We start from the raw sequence: 19,940 nt of genomic DNA on the forward strand, positions 1-19,940 counted from the left end.
CTTATAATTTAAAAAACATACGCGGAAAAGCCTCTTGTGGTTTTTTCTTTAGTAAAATTACTTTCACATATGATTTTAAAAATCCTGTTCCATAACCATAAAACTGTTTCCACACTGCTATTACAGATAGATATCCAATTTTAATACTTTTATTTTGAACACTAGCTGTAAGAAAAATTATAACGAAATATACAAAATATAATTGTAATAAAATATCGATATTGAAAATTAACAATAAAAAAGCTAATAATAAACCAAGAATAAAAAACGTCGGAAAGAAAAAAGTTAGCTTATTATGTTCTGGATACCAACTATTTAAAATTGGTCTAGCTATTCCAAATTTGTTTACTTGAATAGAGAATTTTTCCCAATCAATTCTTCTTTTATGGTACACATAAGCTTCTTTAAACAGTCTGGTTTCAAAGCCTAAATTCCACAAACGAATTGATAAGTCAGGATCTTCACCTGGATGTATATTTCCAAAACCTTTTGAAGCTTCAAAAGCTTTTTTAGAAATACCCATATTAAAACTACGTGGCTGAAACTTGTTTATCTTCTCAGAACCGCCTCTAATCCCTCCTGTAGTCAAGAAAGAAGTCATGGCAAAGTTGATCGCTTTTTGAATATCCGAAAAGCTATCTAACGCTTTGTCTGGACCTCCAAAACAGTCTACATACTTTTCATCTAGTTCTTTGCGAACTTCAGTTAAATATTGCGAAGGAATGATACAATCTGAATCAAAAATGATAAAATAGTCTCCTCTAGCCCTCTGCATTCCGAAATTTCTAGAATCTCCTGGCCCTGAATTTTCTTTAAAATAATATGATATATTTAATTTTCCTTGATAATTCATTACCACATCTCGACATGGAATGGATGATCCATCTTCGACAAGAACAATTTCAAAAGCTTCATTATAATCAGATTTTGAGAGACTTTCCAAAAGCTCATCAACTTCATCTGGACGATTATACACGGGTATAATTAAAGAAAAAATCATAGCAGAATGCGCGTTATTAAAGGGTAAATTTTTATTGTTTTAAAATTTTAACAAAGATATGGTATATTCACAAAAAAACCATCAACTTTTGGTTGATGGTTTTTGGTTTTACTTAGTAAAAATGTATTATTTGATGCTTTCTATATTAACAACTTCGTTAGTATCTGCATTGTAATCAACACCAGCCACTTCGAATCCGAATAAATTCAAGAAATCACTTCTATATCCAGCTAAATCACCAATTTCTGGCAATGTTTCAGTTGTAGCTTCTAACCAAAGTTTTGCTACTTTTTCCTGAACATCTTCACGCATTTCCCAGTCATCAATTCTGATTCTTCCTTTTTCATCAACAGGAACTTCAGAACCAGTGTATAATCTGTCTTGGAATAAACGCTGAATTTGCTCAATACAACCTTCATGAATTCCTTCTTCTTTCATGATTTTGTACAAAAGAGAAATGTATAATGGAATTACTGGAATTGCAGAACTTGCTTGTGTAACTAATGCTTTATTTACAGAAACATACGCTTTTCCTCCTATAGACTCTAAAGAATCTGAAATAGTAAACGCCGTAGCCTCTAAGTGATCTTTTGCACGACCAATAGTTCCTTTTCTGTAAACTGCTTCAGTTAATGATGGCCCAATATAAGAATAAGCAACAGTTGTAGCACCTTCAGCTAATAAATTTTCAGCTTTTAAGGCGTCAATCCACATTGCCCAATCTTCTCCGCCCATAACGGCAACAGTGTTTTCAATATCTTCCTCGTTTGCAGGAGCAATAGAAACATCTGAAACTTTTCCTGTATGGAAATCAACTGTTTTATTTGTAAATGTTTGTCCAATTGGTTTTAAAACTGAACGATGTGTAACTCCTGTATTTGGATTTGTACGTACTGGAGAAGCTAAACTATAAATTACAAGATCTACTTGTCCTAAATCTGCTTTAATTAAATCTAGAGTTTCTCTTTTGATTTCGTTTGAGAACGCATCACCGTTGATACTTTTTGCATATAAACCTGCTTTATGAGCTTCTTTTTCGAATGTCTGCAGAATTATACCATCCTGGAGAAGCTGTTTTTCCTTCAACTGGCGGTTTTTCGAAAAACACTCCAATTGTTGATGCACCAGAACCAAAAGCACTAGTAATTCTTGAAGCTAATCCGAAACCTGTAGAAGCACCAATAACTAAAACTTTTTTAGCACCAGCGATTTCGCCTTTAGATTTTACGTATTCGATTTGATTTTTTACATTTTGTTCAGCTCCCGTTGGATGGGCGGTCAAACAAATAAATCCTCTCATTCTAGGTTCTATAATCATCTTGCAATTATTTTTTTTGTATTATTTCAATTTCAGTTTTAATTTTTCAAAAATAGACATTTTATCCTTAACCCTTTTCATATTAGCCTTCATATTGTCAATAAAATTTGGGTTTAATGCATTTTTCTTAGCCTCTTTATAATAGCAATAAGCAGCCGTATATTGATTTTCGTATTCCGCCATCCTTCCTAATTCACTGTTATATGACGAGTTATCTGCGGTTTCTAAATTTGCTATTGTAAATGCAATATGCTCTTTTGCTTCAGCATAACGGCCAATATCAATGAGTAAATAAGTGTAATTTAAGTATGGAGCTGAATATTTAGAATCAAATTTAATAGCTAATTTATAGTGAAAAATTCCTTTTTCGTAATCACTTAGTTTATTATAATAAATCCATCCCAAATGATTGTGTGCTTTACCAAAATCAGGATATTGCGATAAAATTTCTTCTAGTAATTCTTTTGCTTCTGCTGAATTTCCTTCAGAAATTAACGAATCTGCTTTTATAAACTGATTTTCGTAAAAACTCAAACTCTCCATTTCTATATCTTAATTCAATAATTCTTTGGCGTGGTTTAAAGCCGAATCAGAAATATTTGCTCCTGATAGCATTTGAGCAATTTCTATAATTCGATTTTCTTGCGATAAAAGCTTCAATTCAGATAATGTATCATCACCAACTGTAGATTTAGAAACTTTAAAATGAGAATCTCCTTTTGCCGCAATTTGCGGTAAATGTGTAATTGCAAATATTTGCATTGTCGAACTCATTTCTTTCATGATCTCTCCCATTCTAATGGCAATTTCTCCAGAAACTCCTGTATCAATTTCGTCAAAAATCAATGTTGGCAATTTTGAATATTTTGCCAAAATCGCTTTCACCGCCAACATAATACGAGACATCTCTCCTCCTGAAGCCACTTTCTTTAACAAACCAAAATCGGTTCCTTTATTGGCAGAAAATAAAAATTGCAATTCATCTTTTCCGTTTTGGAAATAAGTTTCAGACGACTGCAATTCCATATTAAAACGAGCATTCGGCATTCCTAATGTTTCTAAAATCGACACTAACTGCGCTGATAATTTCGGAATCGCATTTACTCTATTTTCGTGTATTTTTGAAGCGTGAATATCTAATTCTGTTGCTTTTTCTTCAATACTTTTAGTCAATAAAGCTATTTCTTCATCCATATTATCCAGTTCCAGCAAAGAATTTCCTAAATCTGATTGAATTTGAAGCAACTCATCGACAGAACTTACCTGATGTTTTTTCTGCAAATTATAAATCGACTGCAGTTTTTGATTGATTAATTCTAATTGTGCTGGATCATTCAATAATTTCTCCGAACAATTTTCTAATTCTTTAGAAACATCATCAAACTCAATAGTTAAGCTTGTTATTCTTTCAAACAATTTTTGATATTCTACAGAGAAAGGCGCGACTTTCTGCAATGCATTTTTAATTTCATTTAAATTATGAAAAACACCAAATTGCTCTTCATTTGCGATTGCCAAAGATTTATCTAGAGATTCTTTAATAATTTCAACATTATTCAGCTTTTCATAATCTGCTTCTAATTCTTCCTGTTCACCAGATTTTAACTGAGTCGCAACCAATTCATTCAACAAAAATGTATGATATTCTTGCTCTTTTCCTGCATCACTTTGCTTTTTAAGCAAAGCATTTAATTTTGATCTATCTGATTTATATGATTTCAGCAGTTTTTGATATTCAGCAATTACTTCAGCATTGTTTGCAATGGCATCAATAATTTTAAACTGAACATTTTCATCTGATAATTCTTGAGTTTGCTGTTGTGAATGAATATCAATCAAATACAAACTCAAATCTTGCAGTTCCTGAAGATTTACGGGACTGTCATTTATAAAAGCGCGAGATTTACCAGAAGGCAAAATTTCTCTTCTAATAATCGTATCATCTTCGTAATCTAAATCATTAGCTTCAAAAAATTCTCTTAAATTGTATTTTCCAATTTCGAATTGTGCCTCAATAACACATTTTTCTTCTTTATTTTTTAATGAAGTAAGATCTGCTCTTTTACCCAAAACAAGACCAATAGCTCCTAAAATAATAGATTTTCCTGCACCTGTCTCACCTGTAATTATAGAAAAACCTTTAGAGAAATCTATGGCTAGTTTTTCGATAAGAGCATAATTTTTAATTGACAGTGATGTAATCATAGGGCAGTTTTTGTAAAATGTAAAAAAGTTAACTAAGATAGAAAAATGAAAAACGAGATTAATATTTAATCTGCGACCATTTTGTGGAGTTTAACGGAGAAACTTTATTTAAGACATCGGTTAAATCTGTAATTGTGATACTTGGCCCTCCAGAAAAAATCGAAACAATTTCATCTGATTTTGCATCAAAGAAAACTCGAGTTATAAAAGCATTTGGTTTAACCGAGTTTAATTTACCAATAAGCATTAATGCATTTTTGATTTTTTCTTTAGCCGCTTTAGTATCCAATGTCATTGCATCCAATCCTGTGTGATAGGCATAAGTAACCTGACGCAAATCACTATAAGTCGGCGCAATCATATCGTTGATTAAGTAGTAGCGATTCTGAAGTCCGTCAGATTGATTCCATCCTTTAAAACCTCCTTGTTGTGCAACATTGGCAATATTCTGTGCAGTTTGAAGATAAGGATTTCCTGCGCCCATTTGAAAAGTATCGGCATCCATTCCTAAAATCACGTAACAGTAAAAAGATATAACAGAAACCAAATTTGAATCGTAAGTACTTGGATTAAAAAGCAATGGTTCGTATTCTGTATATCTGAAATTAAAATCTTTATCGTTGTAATTTAAAACTGGCGAAGAATATGTAGAATTAAAAATCAATCTCGAAGATTGGACTTGAATTGTTCCAGTAAATTGATCTGAACTATTAGATGATAATGTAATATACATCGAACAGTTTATTCTCTCGTTTTGTTTTAAAACAGAACCTGTCCAGTCTGTTTTATTAACAAACTCAGCCAAAGAAGTCTGAAGTGTTTTAAAAACCTGATTATTTGGATTTGTTAGACGTTCTGTATTAATAGTTACTGTACAATTTAGCTGTTGAGCTTGTACAAAACCAAAGCTTAAAAAAACTAATAGCATAACTATCTTATTCATAATCGTCTAGATATTTAATTTTACAAAACATAAAATGGCTTCCAAATTATGCTTTCGGCGTATATTTTAAATTTATGATTTTGAAAAATGCAAAATAACTTTATTCAAAATATCAGCCGCAACAGATTCTTTTGACTTTAATTCCATTGGTTCAATTTCAAAATTTTTATCAATAAAAGTTACTTTATTGGTTTCTTTTTTAAAACCTGCGCCTTTATCTTGTAAGGAATTTAAAACAATCAAATCTAAGTTTTTTTTCTGAATTTTCAGCTTAGCATTTTCAATTTCATTTTCAGTTTCTAATGCAAATCCAATCAAAAACTGATTTTTTTTGATAGCTCCTAAAGAAGATAGTATATCTTTTGTTTTCTCGAGTTCTATCGAAAATTCTACAGTGTTTTTCTTAATCTTCTGATCTGCAACAAATTTAGGCCTGTAATCTGCAACAGCAGCTGCTGCGATTGCCGCATCAACTTCATTGAAATACACATGGCAGGCATCGTACATTTCTTGAGCCGAAATCACATCTACCACTTTTATAAGACTGTTTTTAGCTTTCAAATGAGTTGGTCCAGCAATTAAGAATACTTCTGCTCCTAAGCTTGCCGCTTCATTCGCAATATCAAATCCCATTTTTCCTGACGAATGATTTCCAATAAAACGCACAGGGTCTATTGCTTCGTATGTCGGTCCTGCTGTAACAAGTATTTTTTTTCCTTTTAAAGGTAGTTTACTTTCCAAATCAGCTTCTAGAAATGCAACAATATTCTCAGGTTCAGCCATTCGACCTTCACCAGACAAACCACTTGCCAATTCTCCGCTTTCAGCAGGAATCATAATGTTTCCGTACTGTTTTAATGCAGTAAAGCTCGATAAAGTCGATGGGTGTTTGTACATATCCAAATCCATTGCAGGTGCAAAATAGACTGGACATTTTGCCGATAAATATGCCGCAATTAAAAGATTATCACAGTTTCCTGTCGCCATTTTAGACAACGTATTTGCAGTAGCAGGCGCAATCAGCATTAAATCGGCCCAAAGCCCTAATTCAACGTGATTGTTCCAAACTTCATCTTCGTCATCTTGATTAAAGAAACTTGAATGTACAGGATTTTTTGATAAGGTTGATAATGTAAGTGGGGTTACAAAATCCTTAGAAGCAGGTGTCATTATCACTTGGACATGTGCACCTGCTTTTATAAAAAGTCGTACTAAAGTGGCTGTTTTATACGCTGCGATTCCACCAGAAACACCCAGTAAAATCTTTTTCCCGTTTAAAACTGACATTGTACTATTATTTGTTTGAACTTCTGTGGTAAGTTTTACCGTCTAACCATTCTTGAACAGCTAAAGCGTGTGGTTTTGGTAATTTTTCGTAAAATTTAGAAACTTCAATTTGTTCTTTATTTTCAAAAACTTCTTCTAGACTATCATTGTAAGTCGCAAACTCTTCTAATTTTTCAGTCAATTCTTTTTTAATCTCTGAATTAATTTGATTTGCTCTTTTAGCCATAATGGTAATTGCCTCATACACATTTCCTGTTGGCTCTTCAATAACTGTTTTATTATAAGTTATTGTGTTTACAGGAGCATTCGTCTTTTTTAAATCCATGACTTTATTTTATTTAGTAAATTTTTGTAAATCTGTTTCAACTCTGGCATTCATTTCGTCTGCCTCTTTCTTATATTTTGTATCGCTTTTAAACTTCATCAAATTAGCATAAGCTGTTTGTGCAACATGCAAACGTTCTTCCATTTTTGCAGGAATACTGTTAATTGCCAATTTGTATGCTGAATCGTATTTATAAAACAATGCATCTTCTTTAAAAGGCGTTCCAGGAAAATCAGCAATAAAGTTATCAAAAGCGATCAAAGCCGATTTATAATCTGAAATTGTATTGTATCCTTTAGCATTTTCGTATGCTTTTTTCTCTAATTTACCATTTAACTTCTGAACAGCCTCATTTGCTTGAGGAATATATTCAGAGTTTGGATAATTATCAATAAACGTTTGCAATTTTTCTAATGCTTTTACAGTATCAGATTGGTCTAAACTGTAAACTGGCGATAATTTAGAATAGCTATATGCTCCCAAAAAAGCGACTTCTTGAACTTTTTCACTTCGTGGATATCCTGAAACAAAAGCTTCAAACTGATAACCAGCTAAATAATATTGCTTTGTTTTATAATATGACTGCGAAAACATATAAAACAGTTTTTCTGCCTGAGGTTTACCTCTATATGAAGTTGCTAATTGCTCAAAAAGACGAATCGCTTTTGTGTATTTACCTGCATCATACATTTTTGTTGCCATTTCAAATTTTGTCGCAACATCTTCATTTTTCAACGCTTTTTGATATTCTCCACAAGAATAAAAAAGAGTTACAACAATTAAAAGCAATAGTGTTTTTTTCATTTTCTTACTGTTATTACAATCTCTCAGACAATTTTATGCCAAAGTGAAATTGCACCGAAGTTTCGGTGGCAAATTTAGTTATTAATTTAGCTACTGCAAAATAATTTTTTAGTATCTTAAAATACTAGCACTTTAACAATTATTTAATGCTGTTTTTTACAAAGTCATTTAGTCTTGTTGCTAACGAATCATCAACAGAAACTAATGGAAGACGAACTGTATTCTCAGCAATTCCAAGGGCTTGAAAGATTTGTTTGATTCCGGCTGGATTTCCCTGCTCAAAAATCATATCGATACTGTCTGATAAAAAATAATGTGTTTTAAACGCGTCAAATGCTTTTTTATTTAATCCTAAACGAATCATTTCCGAAAATTCTTTCGGAAAACCTTGTCCAATTACAGAAATAACTCCTGCTCCACCTGCCAAAACGATCGGCAATGCCAACATATCATCTCCAGAAATTACCAAGAAATCTTTTGGTGCATTTTTAATAATTTGCATTGCCTGAGCCATATCTCCAGCAGCTTCTTTAATGGCTACAACATTTTTAAAATCGTTAGCCAATCGCACTACTGTAGAAGGAAGCATGTTGCTTGAAGTTCTTCCTGGAACATTATATAGAATTACAGGAACCGGAGAAGCCTCAGCGATTGCTTTAAAATGCTGATAAATTCCTTCCTGAGTTGGTTTGTTATAATATGGAGAAACAGATAATATCGCTTCAAAAGCAGAAAAATCTCTTGTTTTTAATTCCTCAACAATCTGCATAGTATTATTACCTCCAACTCCTAAAACTAGAGGCAATCTTCCTTTGTTTACATCGATTACAGTCTTTATAACCAACTCTTTCTCATCTGCTGTAAGGGTCGCATTTTCTGCTGTTGTTCCCATCACAACAAGATATTCCACTCCACCATCTATAGAGAAGTTTACGATTCGCTGTAAAGCTTCAATATCAACTGAAAAATCTTTTTTAAATGGCGTCACAAGTGCAACACCAGTTCCTATCAATGATTGCATATTATTAATTAATTTATTTTATATTTTTTAAATACCTAAACAATTCTGAAACGAAAAGTTTATAGTTTCCTAATTCTGTACTAATCATCAAGCGGTTTAATCTTTGATCTACAGCAGAAAATCCAATTTTGAATTTAGCTTTTGACTTGCTCGTAATTAACATCAAAATATTGTTTTCGACATTGTAATAACTCAGCAAAAGATCAAATTTTGAATTCACAAACTCATTTAAAAAAGCTTCCGTTATTTCTCCTTTCCAATTGATATGTTTTTTACCAAAAGTTGGGAAAGAATAGGTCTCTTTTTCCTTAAATTTTCCTTTGTACGCAACAACTTTTATATTCTCTGAAGCGATTCCCTGAAGCGTTAACTCCTTTATTAGTGCTTCTGAATATTCAAAATTGCTCTCATCTATCAATAAACCAATCGTTTGAACGTTTTTAATAAATACTTCGCTTTTTTCATTATTTAAATTAACATTTAATGATTTTTTTACAAAAAACTCCTTTATATAATTCAAAAACATAGTACTTTTACCAGATTACAAAATTAATTATTTAAGTTGCATTTAAAATGGTAAAACTAAAAAAGTATAACGGATTTTTAAAACTTTTTGTTATATTCTTAACACTTTTTTTAATCTCTTCATGTAGTAAGAATAACTACAATTTAACAAAAATTGAAGGGAAACAGGTTCCAGTTACTGAAAACGCTGGAGAAACTTCTGAAATTGAAAACTTCATTAAACCTTATCGCGATCATATCAATCAGGATTTGGATAATGTTTTGGCTTATTGCCCAGAAACACTTGACAAAAGCACAGGGAAATGGCAAACTGGCATTGGGAGCTTGATGGCAGATGTTTGTGTACAAAGAGGAAACATTGTTTTTAATGCTAGAGAAAAGAAAGATATTGACCTATGTCTTTTAAATCATGGTGGTATTCGCGCTATTCTTCCAAAAGGAAATGTTACAACAAGATCGGCTTTCGAAATTATGCCTTTTGAGAACAGCTTGGTTGTTATGGCTTTAAAAGGTGAACAAATATTAGAAATCGCGGCTTATATTATTAAGGAGAAAAAACCTCAACCATTGTCTGGAATGACTTTTACAATTACAAAAGACAACAAGGCAAAAAACATCATGATACAAGGTAAACCATTAGACCTAAACAAGACGTATTATGTTGCTACAAATGACTATTTGGCAAATGGAGGAGACAGCATGACTTTCTTTGCAAAAAGCACTCAAAAGTTTGACTTAAATTACAAACTTAGAGATGTACTAATTGATTATTTTAAAGAAGTAGACACGGTTGTTGCTCCAAAAAATATCAGAATTACAGAAGAATAAAAAGGGTTCGCCACGAATTACACAAATTCGCACAAATTAAAAAAATCCTTAAAAAATAATTTGTGTTAATTAGCGAAATTAGTGGCTAAAAAAAATAAACTACATAGCCTCTGGCAAAAAATATATAAAATGAAAAGAAGAGAGTTTATCGAAAAAACAGCGACAAGTACTGCCCTATTGAGTTTAGGATTGTCTTTGAGCAGTTTTGAAAGTAACGATATTAAACATTTAACAATTCTACATACTAATGATGTGCATAGTCACATTGACCCTTTTCCTGCTGATGATCCGCGTAATCCTAACAAAGGCGGGGTGTCTCGTCGTGCGGCATTGATTGAAACGATTCGAAGAGAAAATCCGAATGTACTCTTATTGGATGCTGGAGATATTTTTCAGGGAACTCCATATTTTAATTATTATGGAGGTGAGTTGGAGTTCAAATTAATGAGTATGATGAAATATGATGCTTCTACAATTGGAAACCACGATTTTGATAATGGTCTTGACGGATTATATGCTCAGCTTCCGCATGCAACGTTCGACTTTATCAACTCTAACTACGATTTTAAAAATACGGTTATGGACGGACATGTAAAACCGTACAAAATCTTTAACAAAAACGGAATTAAAATTGGTGTTTTTGGTGTTGGAATCGAATTGCAAGGTTTAGTAGACAAAAAGTTATACTTGGAAACAGTTTACAACAACCCAGTAGAAGTTGCTCAAGATATGACAAAGCTTTTGAAAAAGGAGCAAAAATGTGATTTGGTAATTTGTCTTTCGCATTTAGGTTATAAATACAAAGATGATCCAACAAAAATTAGTGATTTGACATTTGCTGAACAAACACAAGATATTGACTTAATTATTGGAGGACATACTCATACTTTCTTAGAGAAACCTACAATTGTAAAAAATAAGGATGGAAAAGATGTTTTGGTAAATCAAGTTGGATGCTACGGAATTAATTTAGGTCGTATCGATTTCTATTTTGACAAAAACAAAGCACATACCAACCAAAGTGCAACTATTGTTGTATAGTCTTTCTTTGAATTCTAGCTTTTTCTAAAAAGTATTCTACCATAAAGAAATAAGCTAGAATTTGAGTTGTATCTCGTATTAAAACTAAGACAACCGAATACGAGAAATATTCATTAAAAATATAAAAGATATCGGAAAAAATGTAGCTTATTGCCATAAGGGACATTAGCAATGCTATGTGTGTTCCTTTGGTAATATAACTAACAAAGCAGAAATAGCTTAGTAAACTCAGAACGATTCCGTATACGGTGTATATCATTATAAATTTTCTCATGCTGTCGAGCTGCAGGCTCAAAACAGAGATTAATAAATAAACGATAAAAACAACTACAATAGAAATGGGTAGAATATCTCTTCTGGTTAACTTTATTCGTTCGTGTTCCCGAATAAATATTACGACGATTAAAATGTAAACAATTAAAAAGCTGAGAACACCTCCAATTTCGGAACTTTCAACATCCATTAAATCATAAACTTGTCCAACAAAACAAAAGAAGAAAATTAAACTTTCTATTTTTCCGATTTTGAACTCACTGCTAATTAAATAATAGATAAAAATAGCAGGGAGAACAATCGCTTTTGCATATGTTGCAAAAAAGTCTTGTTCTGTCCAATCAAAAATGATTGTACACAACAAGCCAAAAAAGAACAAAATTAATGACGGTTTATTAGGCTTCATTTAATTTGTTTATAAAATCTTCTTCTGATAATATGGTAATGTTCAACTTTGTTGCTTTCTCCAATTTTGCTGGTCCCATATTATCTCCCGCCACTACAAAATCTGTTTTTGCAGAAATTGAGCTTCCTACTTTTCCTCCGTTATCTTCAATAGTTTTCTTTAATTCGTCTCTAGAAAATTGACTAAAGACACCAGAAACTACAAAAGTTTTTCCAACAAATTTATCAGTAGCATTTGGGTTTATTTTTTCTTCAATTTCAAATTGAATTCCATAACTTTTTAAACGTTCAATAATTTTTCTATTCTCCTCGTTTTCAAAAAATTCAATAACACTTTTAGCAATTCTTTCTCCAATCTCATCAACCAAAATTAAATCCATTAAAGAAGCTTGAGCCAAAGCATCTATATTTTTATAATGTTTTGCCAGTTTTTTGGCAACTGTTTCTCCAACAAAACGAATTCCTAATGCAAATAATACGCTTTCGAACGGAATTTCTTTTGATTTCTGAACTCCATTTACCAGGTTCTCAGCTGATTTTTGAGCCATTCTTTCTAAATGCAGAATATCTTCTACTTTTAATTCATACAAATCGGCATAATTATGAACTAAATTATTTTTGAAAAGCAGCGCCACTGTTTCTCCTCCAAGTCCTTCAATATCCATTGCTTTTCTTGAAATATAATGTTGAATTCTTCCAATAATCTGAGGGGGACAACCATAAAAATTAGGACAATAATGATTCGCTTCTCCTTCGTTTCTAACCAATTCGGTTTGACATTCTGGGCAATGTGTAATATAATGTGTCTTTTCTGAATCTTCTGGTCGTTTCTCTAAATCTACTGCAATGATTTTTGGAATAATTTCTCCTCCTTTTTCAACAAAAACGGTGTCATTTATTCTAATGTCTAATTTTTCAATTTGATCGGCATTATGAAGAGAAGCTCTTTTTACAATTGTTCCAGCTAACTGAACAGGTTCTAAATTGGCAACAGGCGTTATTGCTCCGGTTCTTCCAACTTGGTATGAAATTGATTTTAATTTGGTTGAAACTTGTTCTGATTTAAATTTGTATGCAATTGCCCAACGTGGCGATTTTGCTGTATAACCTAATTCTTCCTGATGCTGAATACTGTTAACTTTTACAACAACGCCATCAGTTTCATAAGGCAAATTATGACGGTGCACATCCCAATAATCAATAAAATCAAAAACTTCGTGCATGCTGTTGACTAATTTTGCTTCTTTAGGAACTTTGAATCCCCAGCTTCTAGCAGATTCTAATCCTTCATATTGAGTTTTGAATGGAAGATTGTTTCCTATTACAAAATAAAGCAAGCATTCTAGCGGACGTTTGGCAACCTCAGCGCTATCTTGCAACTTTAAACTTCCCGAAGCTGTATTTCTTGGATTTGAATATGGAGTTTCTCCAATTTCTATTAATTCTTGGTTCATTTTCTCAAAACCAGCAAATGGAAGAATAATTTCTCCACGAATATCAAATTTATCAGGATAGTTTCCTTTTAAATGCAACGGAACTGATTTTATAGTTTTGATATTACTTGTTACTTCATCACCTTGAAAACCGTCCCCGCGTGTTAGGGCTTGAACTAGTTTTCCGTTTTCGTACGTAATGCTTATTGAGGCTCCATCGTATTTTAATTCGCAAGTGTATTGCAAGTTTACGTTTCCTAAAACTTTTTGAATGCGGTTTTCCCAATCTAAAAGATCTTCTTTAGAATAAGAATTATCCAAAGAATACATTCTGTATTGGTGAGTGATTGTTTTGAAATTTTTAGTAACGGTTCCTCCCACTCTTTGTGTTGGTGAATTTTCGTCAAAAAACTCTGGATGTTTATTCTCTAAATCTTGAAGTTCTTTCAATTTAATGTCAAAATCATAATCTGAAATTGTAGCATTGTCTAACACATAATAATTATAGTTGTGCTGATTAAGTTCATTTCGTAATGTTTGAATGGTCTCTTGAATGCTCATAAATAGTAAAATATTGCAGATTATAATAATGAAAAACTGAATATCAAAATTAGAATTTATTTTTGTTCAAATGCAGAAAAAATAAAAGTTTTAAAAAATCAAAAATCAGACTGCAAATTCATGCAGTCTGATTCTCTCCTTGTCCATTATTCTTAAAAAGAATTTAAAAAACCAACTTCCAAATGGTTTCGACGTTTTATATTTTAAACTGAAAATCAATACTTTACAGCGAAAATATAAAATTATTTTTGAATAATGATAAAATCTGAACGTCTATTTTGCACATGCTCTTCTTCAGAACATTTTACACCATTTTTACATCTATTGACTAATCGAGTTTCTCCATACCCAATTGCGCTTTCGATTCTAGAGGCATCTATACCTTGCGAAAGAATATAATCACGAGTTGATTTTGCTCTATTGTCTGAAAGTTTTAAATTATACGCATCTTTTCCGCGTGAATCTGTATGAGATTCAATTTTGATTCTAATGTTTGGAAATTTCTGCATGACAAAGACAACTTTAGACAATTCTTCAACTGCTTTTGGAGTGATATTGTACTTGTTATAATCAAAATAAATTGGATTTACATCGACTTTTTCAACTCCTTGTTTTTTAACAACCAAATCATCATAATTGCTCAATTCAAAATTTACATCTTTTATTTCGCCACCATTTTCTGAAGTGGTTTCTACAGTTTTATCGTCACTGCTGTAATTTGGTTTTGCCGCAATCATTTTGACAACTTTGTTGCAAGGCACTTCGATAGCATATTTTCCGTCAAAATTTGTTTTGGTTTCACCTAAAATTTCGCTAAAAGAATTGTAAGCCATTATTGTAACATCTGTTAAAGGCTTTTTCGTTTTGTGATCTATAGCCATTCCAGAAATACTTTGATTGCAAACAGGTTTTCCTTTTACAAAAGAATAAATGTCATCATCACCTTTTCCTCCCTCTCTATTTGAAGAAAAATAGCCGTAAGAATCTGTCTTATCAATTATAAAAGAAAAGTCGTCTTTATTACTATTTATAGGTGCTCCAAGGTTTTTTGGTGTAGAAAAAGTTCCATCTGGCAGAAGTTTACTTTCGTAAACATCCAAATCTCCCCATCCATAATGTCCATCAGAAGAAAAATATAAGACTCCGTTTTGGAAGAATGGAAAAACCTCATTACCAATGGTGTTAATATTTGCTCCTAGATTCTGAGGCGAGCTCATTGTACCATCTGCTTGCGATTTTTACCATATAAAGATCGGTTTCGCCTTGTCCTCCTGGCATATCTGAAGCAAAGAAGAGAAATTGTCCATCTTCGCTTAATGCAGGATGTCCAACAGAGTAATCGTTGCTGTCAAAAAATACTTTCTGCGGATTTTCTAGTTTATTGTTAACAATTGATCCTTTGATAATTTGAAAATTATTGACTTTTGCTTCATCAACGACTAGTTTATTTTTCTTAACAATATTGGTTGAATAATACATTGTTTTTCCTTCGCTATCAAAACTGGCTGTTGCCTCATGGTATTTAGTCATGACGTTTGGAATAAAAACTGTTTCGTTAAATAAACTTCCATCTGCTGGATTTCTCTCAGCAACATACAAATTAAGAAAAGGCTGATTGTTCCAAGTATACAATTTTTCGCTGAACTTTGTCGTGTCTCTGGCAGATGTAAATACTATATTGTCTTTAAAAAATGTGGCTCCAAAATCTGATTTGCTAGTATTAATATCAAGATTTTTAATCGTATAAAGAGGTTTTGCTTTTGCAATGCTGTCCATGTATTTTTTTTGGGCAACGTATCTATTAATCTCTGCTTTATCACCTTTTTTATCTAAATATTCTTTTGTGATTTTATCGGCTTCGTCATAATCCATAACGGCTTTCATAGATTGAATATAGCGTAGGTAATAAATATCAGTCAGATTATTTCCTTGAACTTCATACAATTTTCTATACCATTTAAGGGCGTTTCTAGAATCAGAAATAAAATAATAGGAATCTGCCGCATTCTTCAAAGTCTGTGCTGATGGATCTTTTATATTTTGCAAACATTCTTCGTAAGCTTTTGAGGCATCTAAGTACGAGAAGTTTCTAAACAAAGCATCAGCTTTCTTCAAATTAGTTTTTTGAGCGAAACTAAATGTAACGCTCAAAATTAAACATAGGATATATAGTTTTCTCATAAGTTTTGTTTTTAGAAGAATCGAGGAGATTTAATTTTGCTTTGGTTTTTCACAAATTGATAACGCAAGATGAATTCATGCGAACCATCATTGTATTTGTTCAATTGGCTTACAGTATAATCAAAAGCATATCCAAGATAGAAACTTGGTGATATTTGAAAACCTGCCAATATGCTTATCGAATCATCTGTTCGATATGCTCCTCCTATAACAAACTTTTCCTGAATCATGAAATTTGCTGATATATCTGCGGTAAGTGGTGCTCCGCTGACTGCTTTAACTAAAAATGCTGGTTTAAATTTCAAATTTGGATTCAAATCAAAAACATAACCTCCCATTAAATAGTAGTGCAAACGATCATAATCTATAGATTCTTTTACATCGTCATAGTAATCATTCTGAATAAAACTTGGAATAGAGAATCCAACATACCATTTTTGTGTGTAATAGTAAACACCTGCCCCTACTGCTAATTTCATCTGATTGTTAATGTTCTGATTTAACAAAACGTCGTCATCATCATAGTATCTTCCTTTGGACCAATCGATGTTTAACACTCTCGTACCGGCTTTTATACCAAAAGCCAATCTTTTTTCATACCCAAGAGGGATTGAATAAGAGAAATTTCCATCAAGATACAATTCGTTGGAAGGTCCAATTTTATCATTAACAACACTCAAACCTAATCCTAATTTTTCATTTCTAAGAGGAGAATGAATCGAGAAAGATTGTGTTTCTGGCGCACCTGGCATTCCTACCCATTGAGAACGATATAAAAGAGTCGCTTCTATGGTTCCGGTAGACCCAGCATAAGCTGGGTTTACCGCCATAGTATTATACATATACTGGGTATATTCGGGATCTTGTTGTGCCGAAGCACAAACCGTGATAAAAGAACATATTAAAATTAAATACGTTTCTAATGATTTTATATATAGTTTCATAACGATACTTATTTAGTTTAATTAATTAGATGATTAATAGAAGTGGATTATCTCATAATAGATAACCAGCCTTTTTTAACCGTTCCATCTCCAATGGTTATCACATAAAAATAAGTACCTGTTGGCAACATATCTCCTCTATTAACAACTCCGGATACATTTGCTGTACCATCCCAATCATTCTCATAGTGTGTTTTACTATACACTAACGCTCCATATCTATTAAACACTTTAAGTTCGTTGTTTGGATGAGACTCGATACAATCAATTCTGAACAAATCATTTTTACCATCATTATTCGGAGTAAACTCATTGTAAACTGTCAAACAAATTGGCACTAATGTTACTGAAGCTGAGTTGTTTGTTGTATCAACATCTAAAGGAGTCGAAATTTCGATGGTTGCGACACTTGTGTAGTTTCCGCTTGGTAACACTTCTGCAACCACTGTTAGTACTACACTTTGTCCAGCATTTAATGATGGAATTGTCCAAACCTGTGTTGCTGGATCGTATGTTCCTGCTGTTGCAGATGAACTTACTAATTGCAGACCACTTGGAAGTAAATCACTAACGATCGTATTTATAAAATCGCCTTCGCCCACATTATTTACCGTTATTGTAAATGTTACCTGATCTCCAAAATTCGGAGTTGGATTATCTACAGTGTGAGTAATTGTTAAATCTGAACAACTAGCAACAGTAACATTTAAAGTCTTAATTGTTCTTTCGTCACAATTATTAACATAAGCTACCGTTACTGTTCCAGGACCAATATCTGACCAAGAAACTGTTACAGATCCGTCGTTTGTACCTCCGCCTGAAACAATTGTACCACCGTTAATCGTCCATACGTAATTAGACTTACCATTTGCAATTGAATAAGTTACACCTTTGAAAACACATGGAGTATCATCTGTAGATGTGATCTGAACTGCAGCATCGTTTTCGAATGCAATTGTAACACCTAATCTCGGTCCGTTATCACAGCCATTAAACGTGTTAGCTAATGCTCCCGCATAATAAGTTGTCGCAGTAAGCTGAGTAGTATTTGCTAATGGTGTTCCTCCTGTCGCAGACGCATACCAAACTACATTTGCTTCATTTACAAAAATATTCGCTAAAGTTGGTATAGCAGATAAACAGAAGGTTTGCGTTGTTCTTGGTGTTGTTATTACACTTGGAGAATTCACATTTACAATTACTGCTAATCTTACAGGATTCTCACAACCATTAGCGCTTGAAACTGCACCATAGTAAGTACCTGTTGCTAAAGCTGTTGTTGGTGGAATTGCTGTTCCGTCTGTCGCTGTACTATACCACACAACATTTGCTTCGTTAACTTGGATATTTGCAACTGTTGGCGAATTTAATGTACAGAAGTTTTGAGTTGTATCATTTGTAGTTGGCGTTGAACTAGGATTATTTACAGTAACCGTTACTTGTAAACGAGTTGAGCTTTCACAACCAGACGGATCAACAATATTTCCGTAATAAATTCCAGAAGCAAGTAATGTGCCTGCTGGTATTGCCGTTCCTCCTGTTGCAGCAGTAAACCATGTTACATTGCTTTCGTTAACTTGTATACTTTCAACAGTTGGCCCATTTACAGAACAGAAAGTTTGTGCTGTATTATTTGTTGTTGGATTTAATGTATTACCAACTGTTATAGCTACTTGTAATCTTACACTGCTTTCACATCCTGTTGTTGGATCTTTTATTGCTCCAAAATAAGTTCTTGTAGTTAATGCATCTGTTGAAGCAAAAGCCGTTCCTCCAGTTTGTGTAGCATACCAAACTACATTGCTTTCATTCACTTGAATATTGGCAACTGTTGGATTTGTTCCTGTACAGAAAGTCTGCGCTACAGCATTTGTCGTTGGCGTTGCAGGATCGGTAACATTGACTGCAACTGGAAGTCTTGTAGCACTTTCGCAGTTTGTAGCCGCGTCTTTAATTGCCGCATAATATGTTCCGCTGGTTAAAGCTGTTGTCGGAGCTATTAGTGTTCCACCTGTTGCAGCTGTATACCATACAATATTAGCTTCATTAAACAGAACGCTTGCAAAAGTTGGCGCGTTAACTGTACAGAAGTTTTGTGTTCCCGCAGTCACTAATGTTGGAGTTCCAGGATCGCTTACATTTACATTAACAGTTAATCTTGCAGCGCTTTCGCAGCCTGTTGTAGGATCTGAAATCGCAACGAAAATACTGGCCTGTCGTTAAAACTGCTGTCGGAGCAATTGCTGTTCCGCCTGTTAGAGCTGTATACCAGACAATATTTGTTTGATTAGTCTGAATGCTTGCAAATGTTGGCAGGTCTTCCTTACAGAAGTTTTGCGTTCCCGCTGTAACTAAAGTAGGAGTTCCCGGATCATTTACAATTACTGTAACTGCCAATCTTACCGAACTTTCGCATCCTGTAACAGGATCTTTTACTGCTCCATAGTAGATTCTGCTTACCAATGCATCTGTTGATGCAAAAAGGTTTCCTGCCGTAGCCGCATCGTACCAAACCACGTTGCTTTCATTCACTTGGATATTGGCAACTGTTGGTGCAGCAGACAGACAGAAATTCTGAGTGCTTTGTGTAGTTGTTGGAGTTGCAGGATCTGTAACATTGACTGCAACTGGAAGTCTTGTAGCGCTTTCGCAATTTGTAGTCGCGTCTTTAATAGCCGCATAATATGTTCCGCTTGTTAAAGCCGTTGCAGATGGAATCAATGTTCCGCCCGTTAAAGCAGTATACCATACAATATTAGCCTCATTAAACAGAACGCTTGCAAAAGTTGGCGCGTTAACTGTACAGAAGTTTTGTGTTCCCGCAGTCACTAATGTTGGAGTTCCAG

The 19,940-nt window shown here is 33.2% G+C and carries 18 protein-coding genes and 1 pseudogene; 2 read left to right on the plus strand and 17 right to left on the minus strand.

The window, feature by feature from the left end; genetic code table 11:
* Nucleotide 1 precedes the first annotated feature (1 nt).
* From P5P87_RS06915 to P5P87_RS06960, 10 genes and pseudogenes are all read right to left on the minus strand, one after another.
* A complete protein-coding gene (locus P5P87_RS06915; protein WP_198856093.1) occupies nt 2-1,000 on the minus strand; it encodes a glycosyltransferase family 2 protein in 999 nt (332 codons plus the stop codon).
* Between the two features lie 126 nt (nt 1,001-1,126).
* Nucleotides 1,127-2,318: pseudogene (gene fabV / locus P5P87_RS06920) on the minus strand (enoyl-ACP reductase FabV).
* A 21-nt stretch (nt 2,319-2,339) separates the two neighbouring features.
* On the minus strand, nt 2,340-2,861 hold the full coding sequence (locus P5P87_RS06925; protein WP_278022048.1) for a tetratricopeptide repeat protein: 522 nt from the start codon (nt 2,859-2,861) through the stop codon (nt 2,340-2,342).
* A gap of 9 nt (nt 2,862-2,870) precedes the next feature.
* Nucleotides 2,871-4,523 (minus strand): DNA repair protein RecN, encoded by a 1,653-nt coding sequence (gene recN, locus P5P87_RS06930; protein WP_278022049.1) that lies wholly within the window; start codon nt 4,521-4,523, stop codon nt 2,871-2,873.
* 58 nt (nt 4,524-4,581) lie between these two features.
* Complete coding sequence (gene porD, locus P5P87_RS06935; protein WP_278022050.1) at nt 4,582-5,466, minus strand: type IX secretion system protein PorD; 885 nt, start codon at nt 5,464-5,466, stop codon at nt 4,582-4,584.
* A gap of 72 nt (nt 5,467-5,538) precedes the next feature.
* Entirely contained in the window at nt 5,539-6,753 is a 1,215-nt protein-coding gene (coaBC, locus tag P5P87_RS06940; RefSeq protein ID WP_278022051.1) for a bifunctional phosphopantothenoylcysteine decarboxylase/phosphopantothenate--cysteine ligase CoaBC, read from the minus strand.
* 7 nt (nt 6,754-6,760) lie between these two features.
* Nucleotides 6,761-7,078: a DNA-directed RNA polymerase subunit omega gene (locus P5P87_RS06945; protein WP_008463064.1), complete on the minus strand. Its 318-nt coding sequence runs from the start codon at nt 7,076-7,078 to the stop codon at nt 6,761-6,763.
* A 9-nt stretch (nt 7,079-7,087) separates the two neighbouring features.
* Nucleotides 7,088-7,882 (minus strand): outer membrane protein assembly factor BamD, encoded by a 795-nt coding sequence (locus P5P87_RS06950; protein ID WP_278022052.1) that lies wholly within the window; start codon nt 7,880-7,882, stop codon nt 7,088-7,090.
* Nucleotides 7,883-8,021: 139 nt separating this feature from the next.
* A complete protein-coding gene (gene dapA, locus P5P87_RS06955) occupies nt 8,022-8,903 on the minus strand; it encodes a 4-hydroxy-tetrahydrodipicolinate synthase (protein WP_198856100.1) in 882 nt (293 codons plus the stop codon).
* Nucleotides 8,904-8,916: 13 nt separating this feature from the next.
* Nucleotides 8,917-9,429 carry a DUF6913 domain-containing protein gene (locus P5P87_RS06960; protein WP_278022053.1) on the minus strand — a complete coding sequence of 171 codons (513 nt, stop codon included), beginning with the start codon at nt 9,427-9,429 and terminating at the stop codon, nt 8,917-8,919.
* 47 nt (nt 9,430-9,476) lie between these two features.
* Between P5P87_RS06960 and P5P87_RS06965 the strand changes: the two genes are divergently transcribed.
* Nucleotides 9,477-10,256 carry a 5'-nucleotidase C-terminal domain-containing protein gene (locus tag P5P87_RS06965; protein ID WP_198856102.1) on the plus strand — a complete coding sequence of 260 codons (780 nt, stop codon included), beginning with the start codon at nt 9,477-9,479 and terminating at the stop codon, nt 10,254-10,256.
* Nucleotides 10,257-10,385: 129 nt separating this feature from the next.
* Nucleotides 10,386-11,297 (plus strand): bifunctional metallophosphatase/5'-nucleotidase, encoded by a 912-nt coding sequence (locus tag P5P87_RS06970; protein WP_278022054.1) that lies wholly within the window; start codon nt 10,386-10,388, stop codon nt 11,295-11,297.
* Here P5P87_RS06970 and P5P87_RS06975 read toward each other — a convergent pair.
* The 7 genes from P5P87_RS06975 to P5P87_RS07005 form a co-directional block, all read right to left on the minus strand.
* Complete coding sequence (locus P5P87_RS06975; protein WP_198856104.1) at nt 11,284-11,976, minus strand: lysoplasmalogenase family protein; 693 nt, start codon at nt 11,974-11,976, stop codon at nt 11,284-11,286. The two genes, P5P87_RS06970 and P5P87_RS06975, sit on opposite strands and share 14 nt — an antisense overlap.
* A complete protein-coding gene (gene ligA / locus P5P87_RS06980; RefSeq protein ID WP_278022055.1) occupies nt 11,966-13,969 on the minus strand; it encodes an NAD-dependent DNA ligase LigA in 2,004 nt (667 codons plus the stop codon). The genes P5P87_RS06975 and ligA overlap by 11 nt, the downstream gene beginning before the upstream one ends.
* Nucleotides 13,970-14,211: 242 nt before the next feature.
* Nucleotides 14,212-15,186 (minus strand): OmpA family protein, encoded by a 975-nt coding sequence (locus tag P5P87_RS06985; RefSeq protein ID WP_278022056.1) that lies wholly within the window; start codon nt 15,184-15,186, stop codon nt 14,212-14,214.
* Nucleotides 15,152-16,150, minus strand: a complete 999-nt coding sequence (locus P5P87_RS06990; protein WP_278022057.1) for a hypothetical protein — start codon at nt 16,148-16,150, stop codon at nt 15,152-15,154. Before P5P87_RS06990 ends, P5P87_RS06985 begins: the two co-directional genes overlap by 35 nt.
* A gap of 11 nt (nt 16,151-16,161) precedes the next feature.
* Complete coding sequence (locus P5P87_RS06995) at nt 16,162-17,094, minus strand: PorP/SprF family type IX secretion system membrane protein (RefSeq protein WP_278022058.1); 933 nt, start codon at nt 17,092-17,094, stop codon at nt 16,162-16,164.
* A 47-nt stretch (nt 17,095-17,141) separates the two neighbouring features.
* Nucleotides 17,142-19,205 carry an Ig-like domain-containing protein gene (locus P5P87_RS07000; protein ID WP_278022059.1) on the minus strand — a complete coding sequence of 688 codons (2,064 nt, stop codon included), beginning with the start codon at nt 19,203-19,205 and terminating at the stop codon, nt 17,142-17,144.
* 34 nt (nt 19,206-19,239) lie between these two features.
* Nucleotides 19,240-19,923, minus strand: a complete 684-nt coding sequence (locus P5P87_RS07005; RefSeq protein ID WP_278022060.1) for an Ig-like domain-containing protein — start codon at nt 19,921-19,923, stop codon at nt 19,240-19,242.
* Nucleotides 19,924-19,940 lie beyond the last annotated feature (17 nt).

The sequence above is a fragment of the Flavobacterium ginsengisoli genome, assembly GCF_029625315.1.
Classification (GTDB): domain Bacteria; phylum Bacteroidota; class Bacteroidia; order Flavobacteriales; family Flavobacteriaceae; genus Flavobacterium; species Flavobacterium ginsengisoli.

Bases quoted from the DNA above. Each gene is read 5' to 3' on its own strand.
- coaBC (WP_278022051.1), bottom strand. From the start codon at position 6,753: ATGTCAGTTTTAAACGGGAAAAAGATTTTACTGGGTGTTTCTGGTGGA.
- P5P87_RS06965 (WP_198856102.1), top strand. From the start codon at position 9,477: ATGGTAAAACTAAAAAAGTATAACGGATTTTTAAAACTTTTTGTTATA.
- recN (WP_278022049.1), bottom strand. From the start codon at position 4,523: ATGATTACATCACTGTCAATTAAAAATTATGCTCTTATCGAAAAACTA.
- dapA (WP_198856100.1), bottom strand. From the start codon at position 8,903: ATGCAATCATTGATAGGAACTGGTGTTGCACTTGTGACGCCATTTAAA.
- P5P87_RS06985 (WP_278022056.1), bottom strand. From the start codon at position 15,186: ATGAGCTCGCCTCAGAATCTAGGAGCAAATATTAACACCATTGGTAAT.
- P5P87_RS06925 (WP_278022048.1), bottom strand. From the start codon at position 2,861: ATGGAGAGTTTGAGTTTTTACGAAAATCAGTTTATAAAAGCAGATTCG.
- P5P87_RS06945 (WP_008463064.1), bottom strand. From the start codon at position 7,078: ATGGATTTAAAAAAGACGAATGCTCCTGTAAACACAATAACTTATAAT.
- porD (WP_278022050.1), bottom strand. From the start codon at position 5,466: ATGAATAAGATAGTTATGCTATTAGTTTTTTTAAGCTTTGGTTTTGTA.
- P5P87_RS06915 (WP_198856093.1), bottom strand. From the start codon at position 1,000: ATGATTTTTTCTTTAATTATACCCGTGTATAATCGTCCAGATGAAGTT.
- P5P87_RS06970 (WP_278022054.1), top strand. From the start codon at position 10,386: ATGAAAAGAAGAGAGTTTATCGAAAAAACAGCGACAAGTACTGCCCTA.
- P5P87_RS06990 (WP_278022057.1), bottom strand. From the start codon at position 16,150: ATGAGAAAACTATATATCCTATGTTTAATTTTGAGCGTTACATTTAGT.
- P5P87_RS06995 (WP_278022058.1), bottom strand. From the start codon at position 17,094: ATGAAACTATATATAAAATCATTAGAAACGTATTTAATTTTAATATGT.
- P5P87_RS06975 (WP_198856104.1), bottom strand. From the start codon at position 11,976: ATGAAGCCTAATAAACCGTCATTAATTTTGTTCTTTTTTGGCTTGTTG.
- P5P87_RS06960 (WP_278022053.1), bottom strand. From the start codon at position 9,429: ATGTTTTTGAATTATATAAAGGAGTTTTTTGTAAAAAAATCATTAAAT.
- P5P87_RS06950 (WP_278022052.1), bottom strand. From the start codon at position 7,882: ATGAAAAAAACACTATTGCTTTTAATTGTTGTAACTCTTTTTTATTCT.
- ligA (WP_278022055.1), bottom strand. From the start codon at position 13,969: ATGAGCATTCAAGAGACCATTCAAACATTACGAAATGAACTTAATCAG.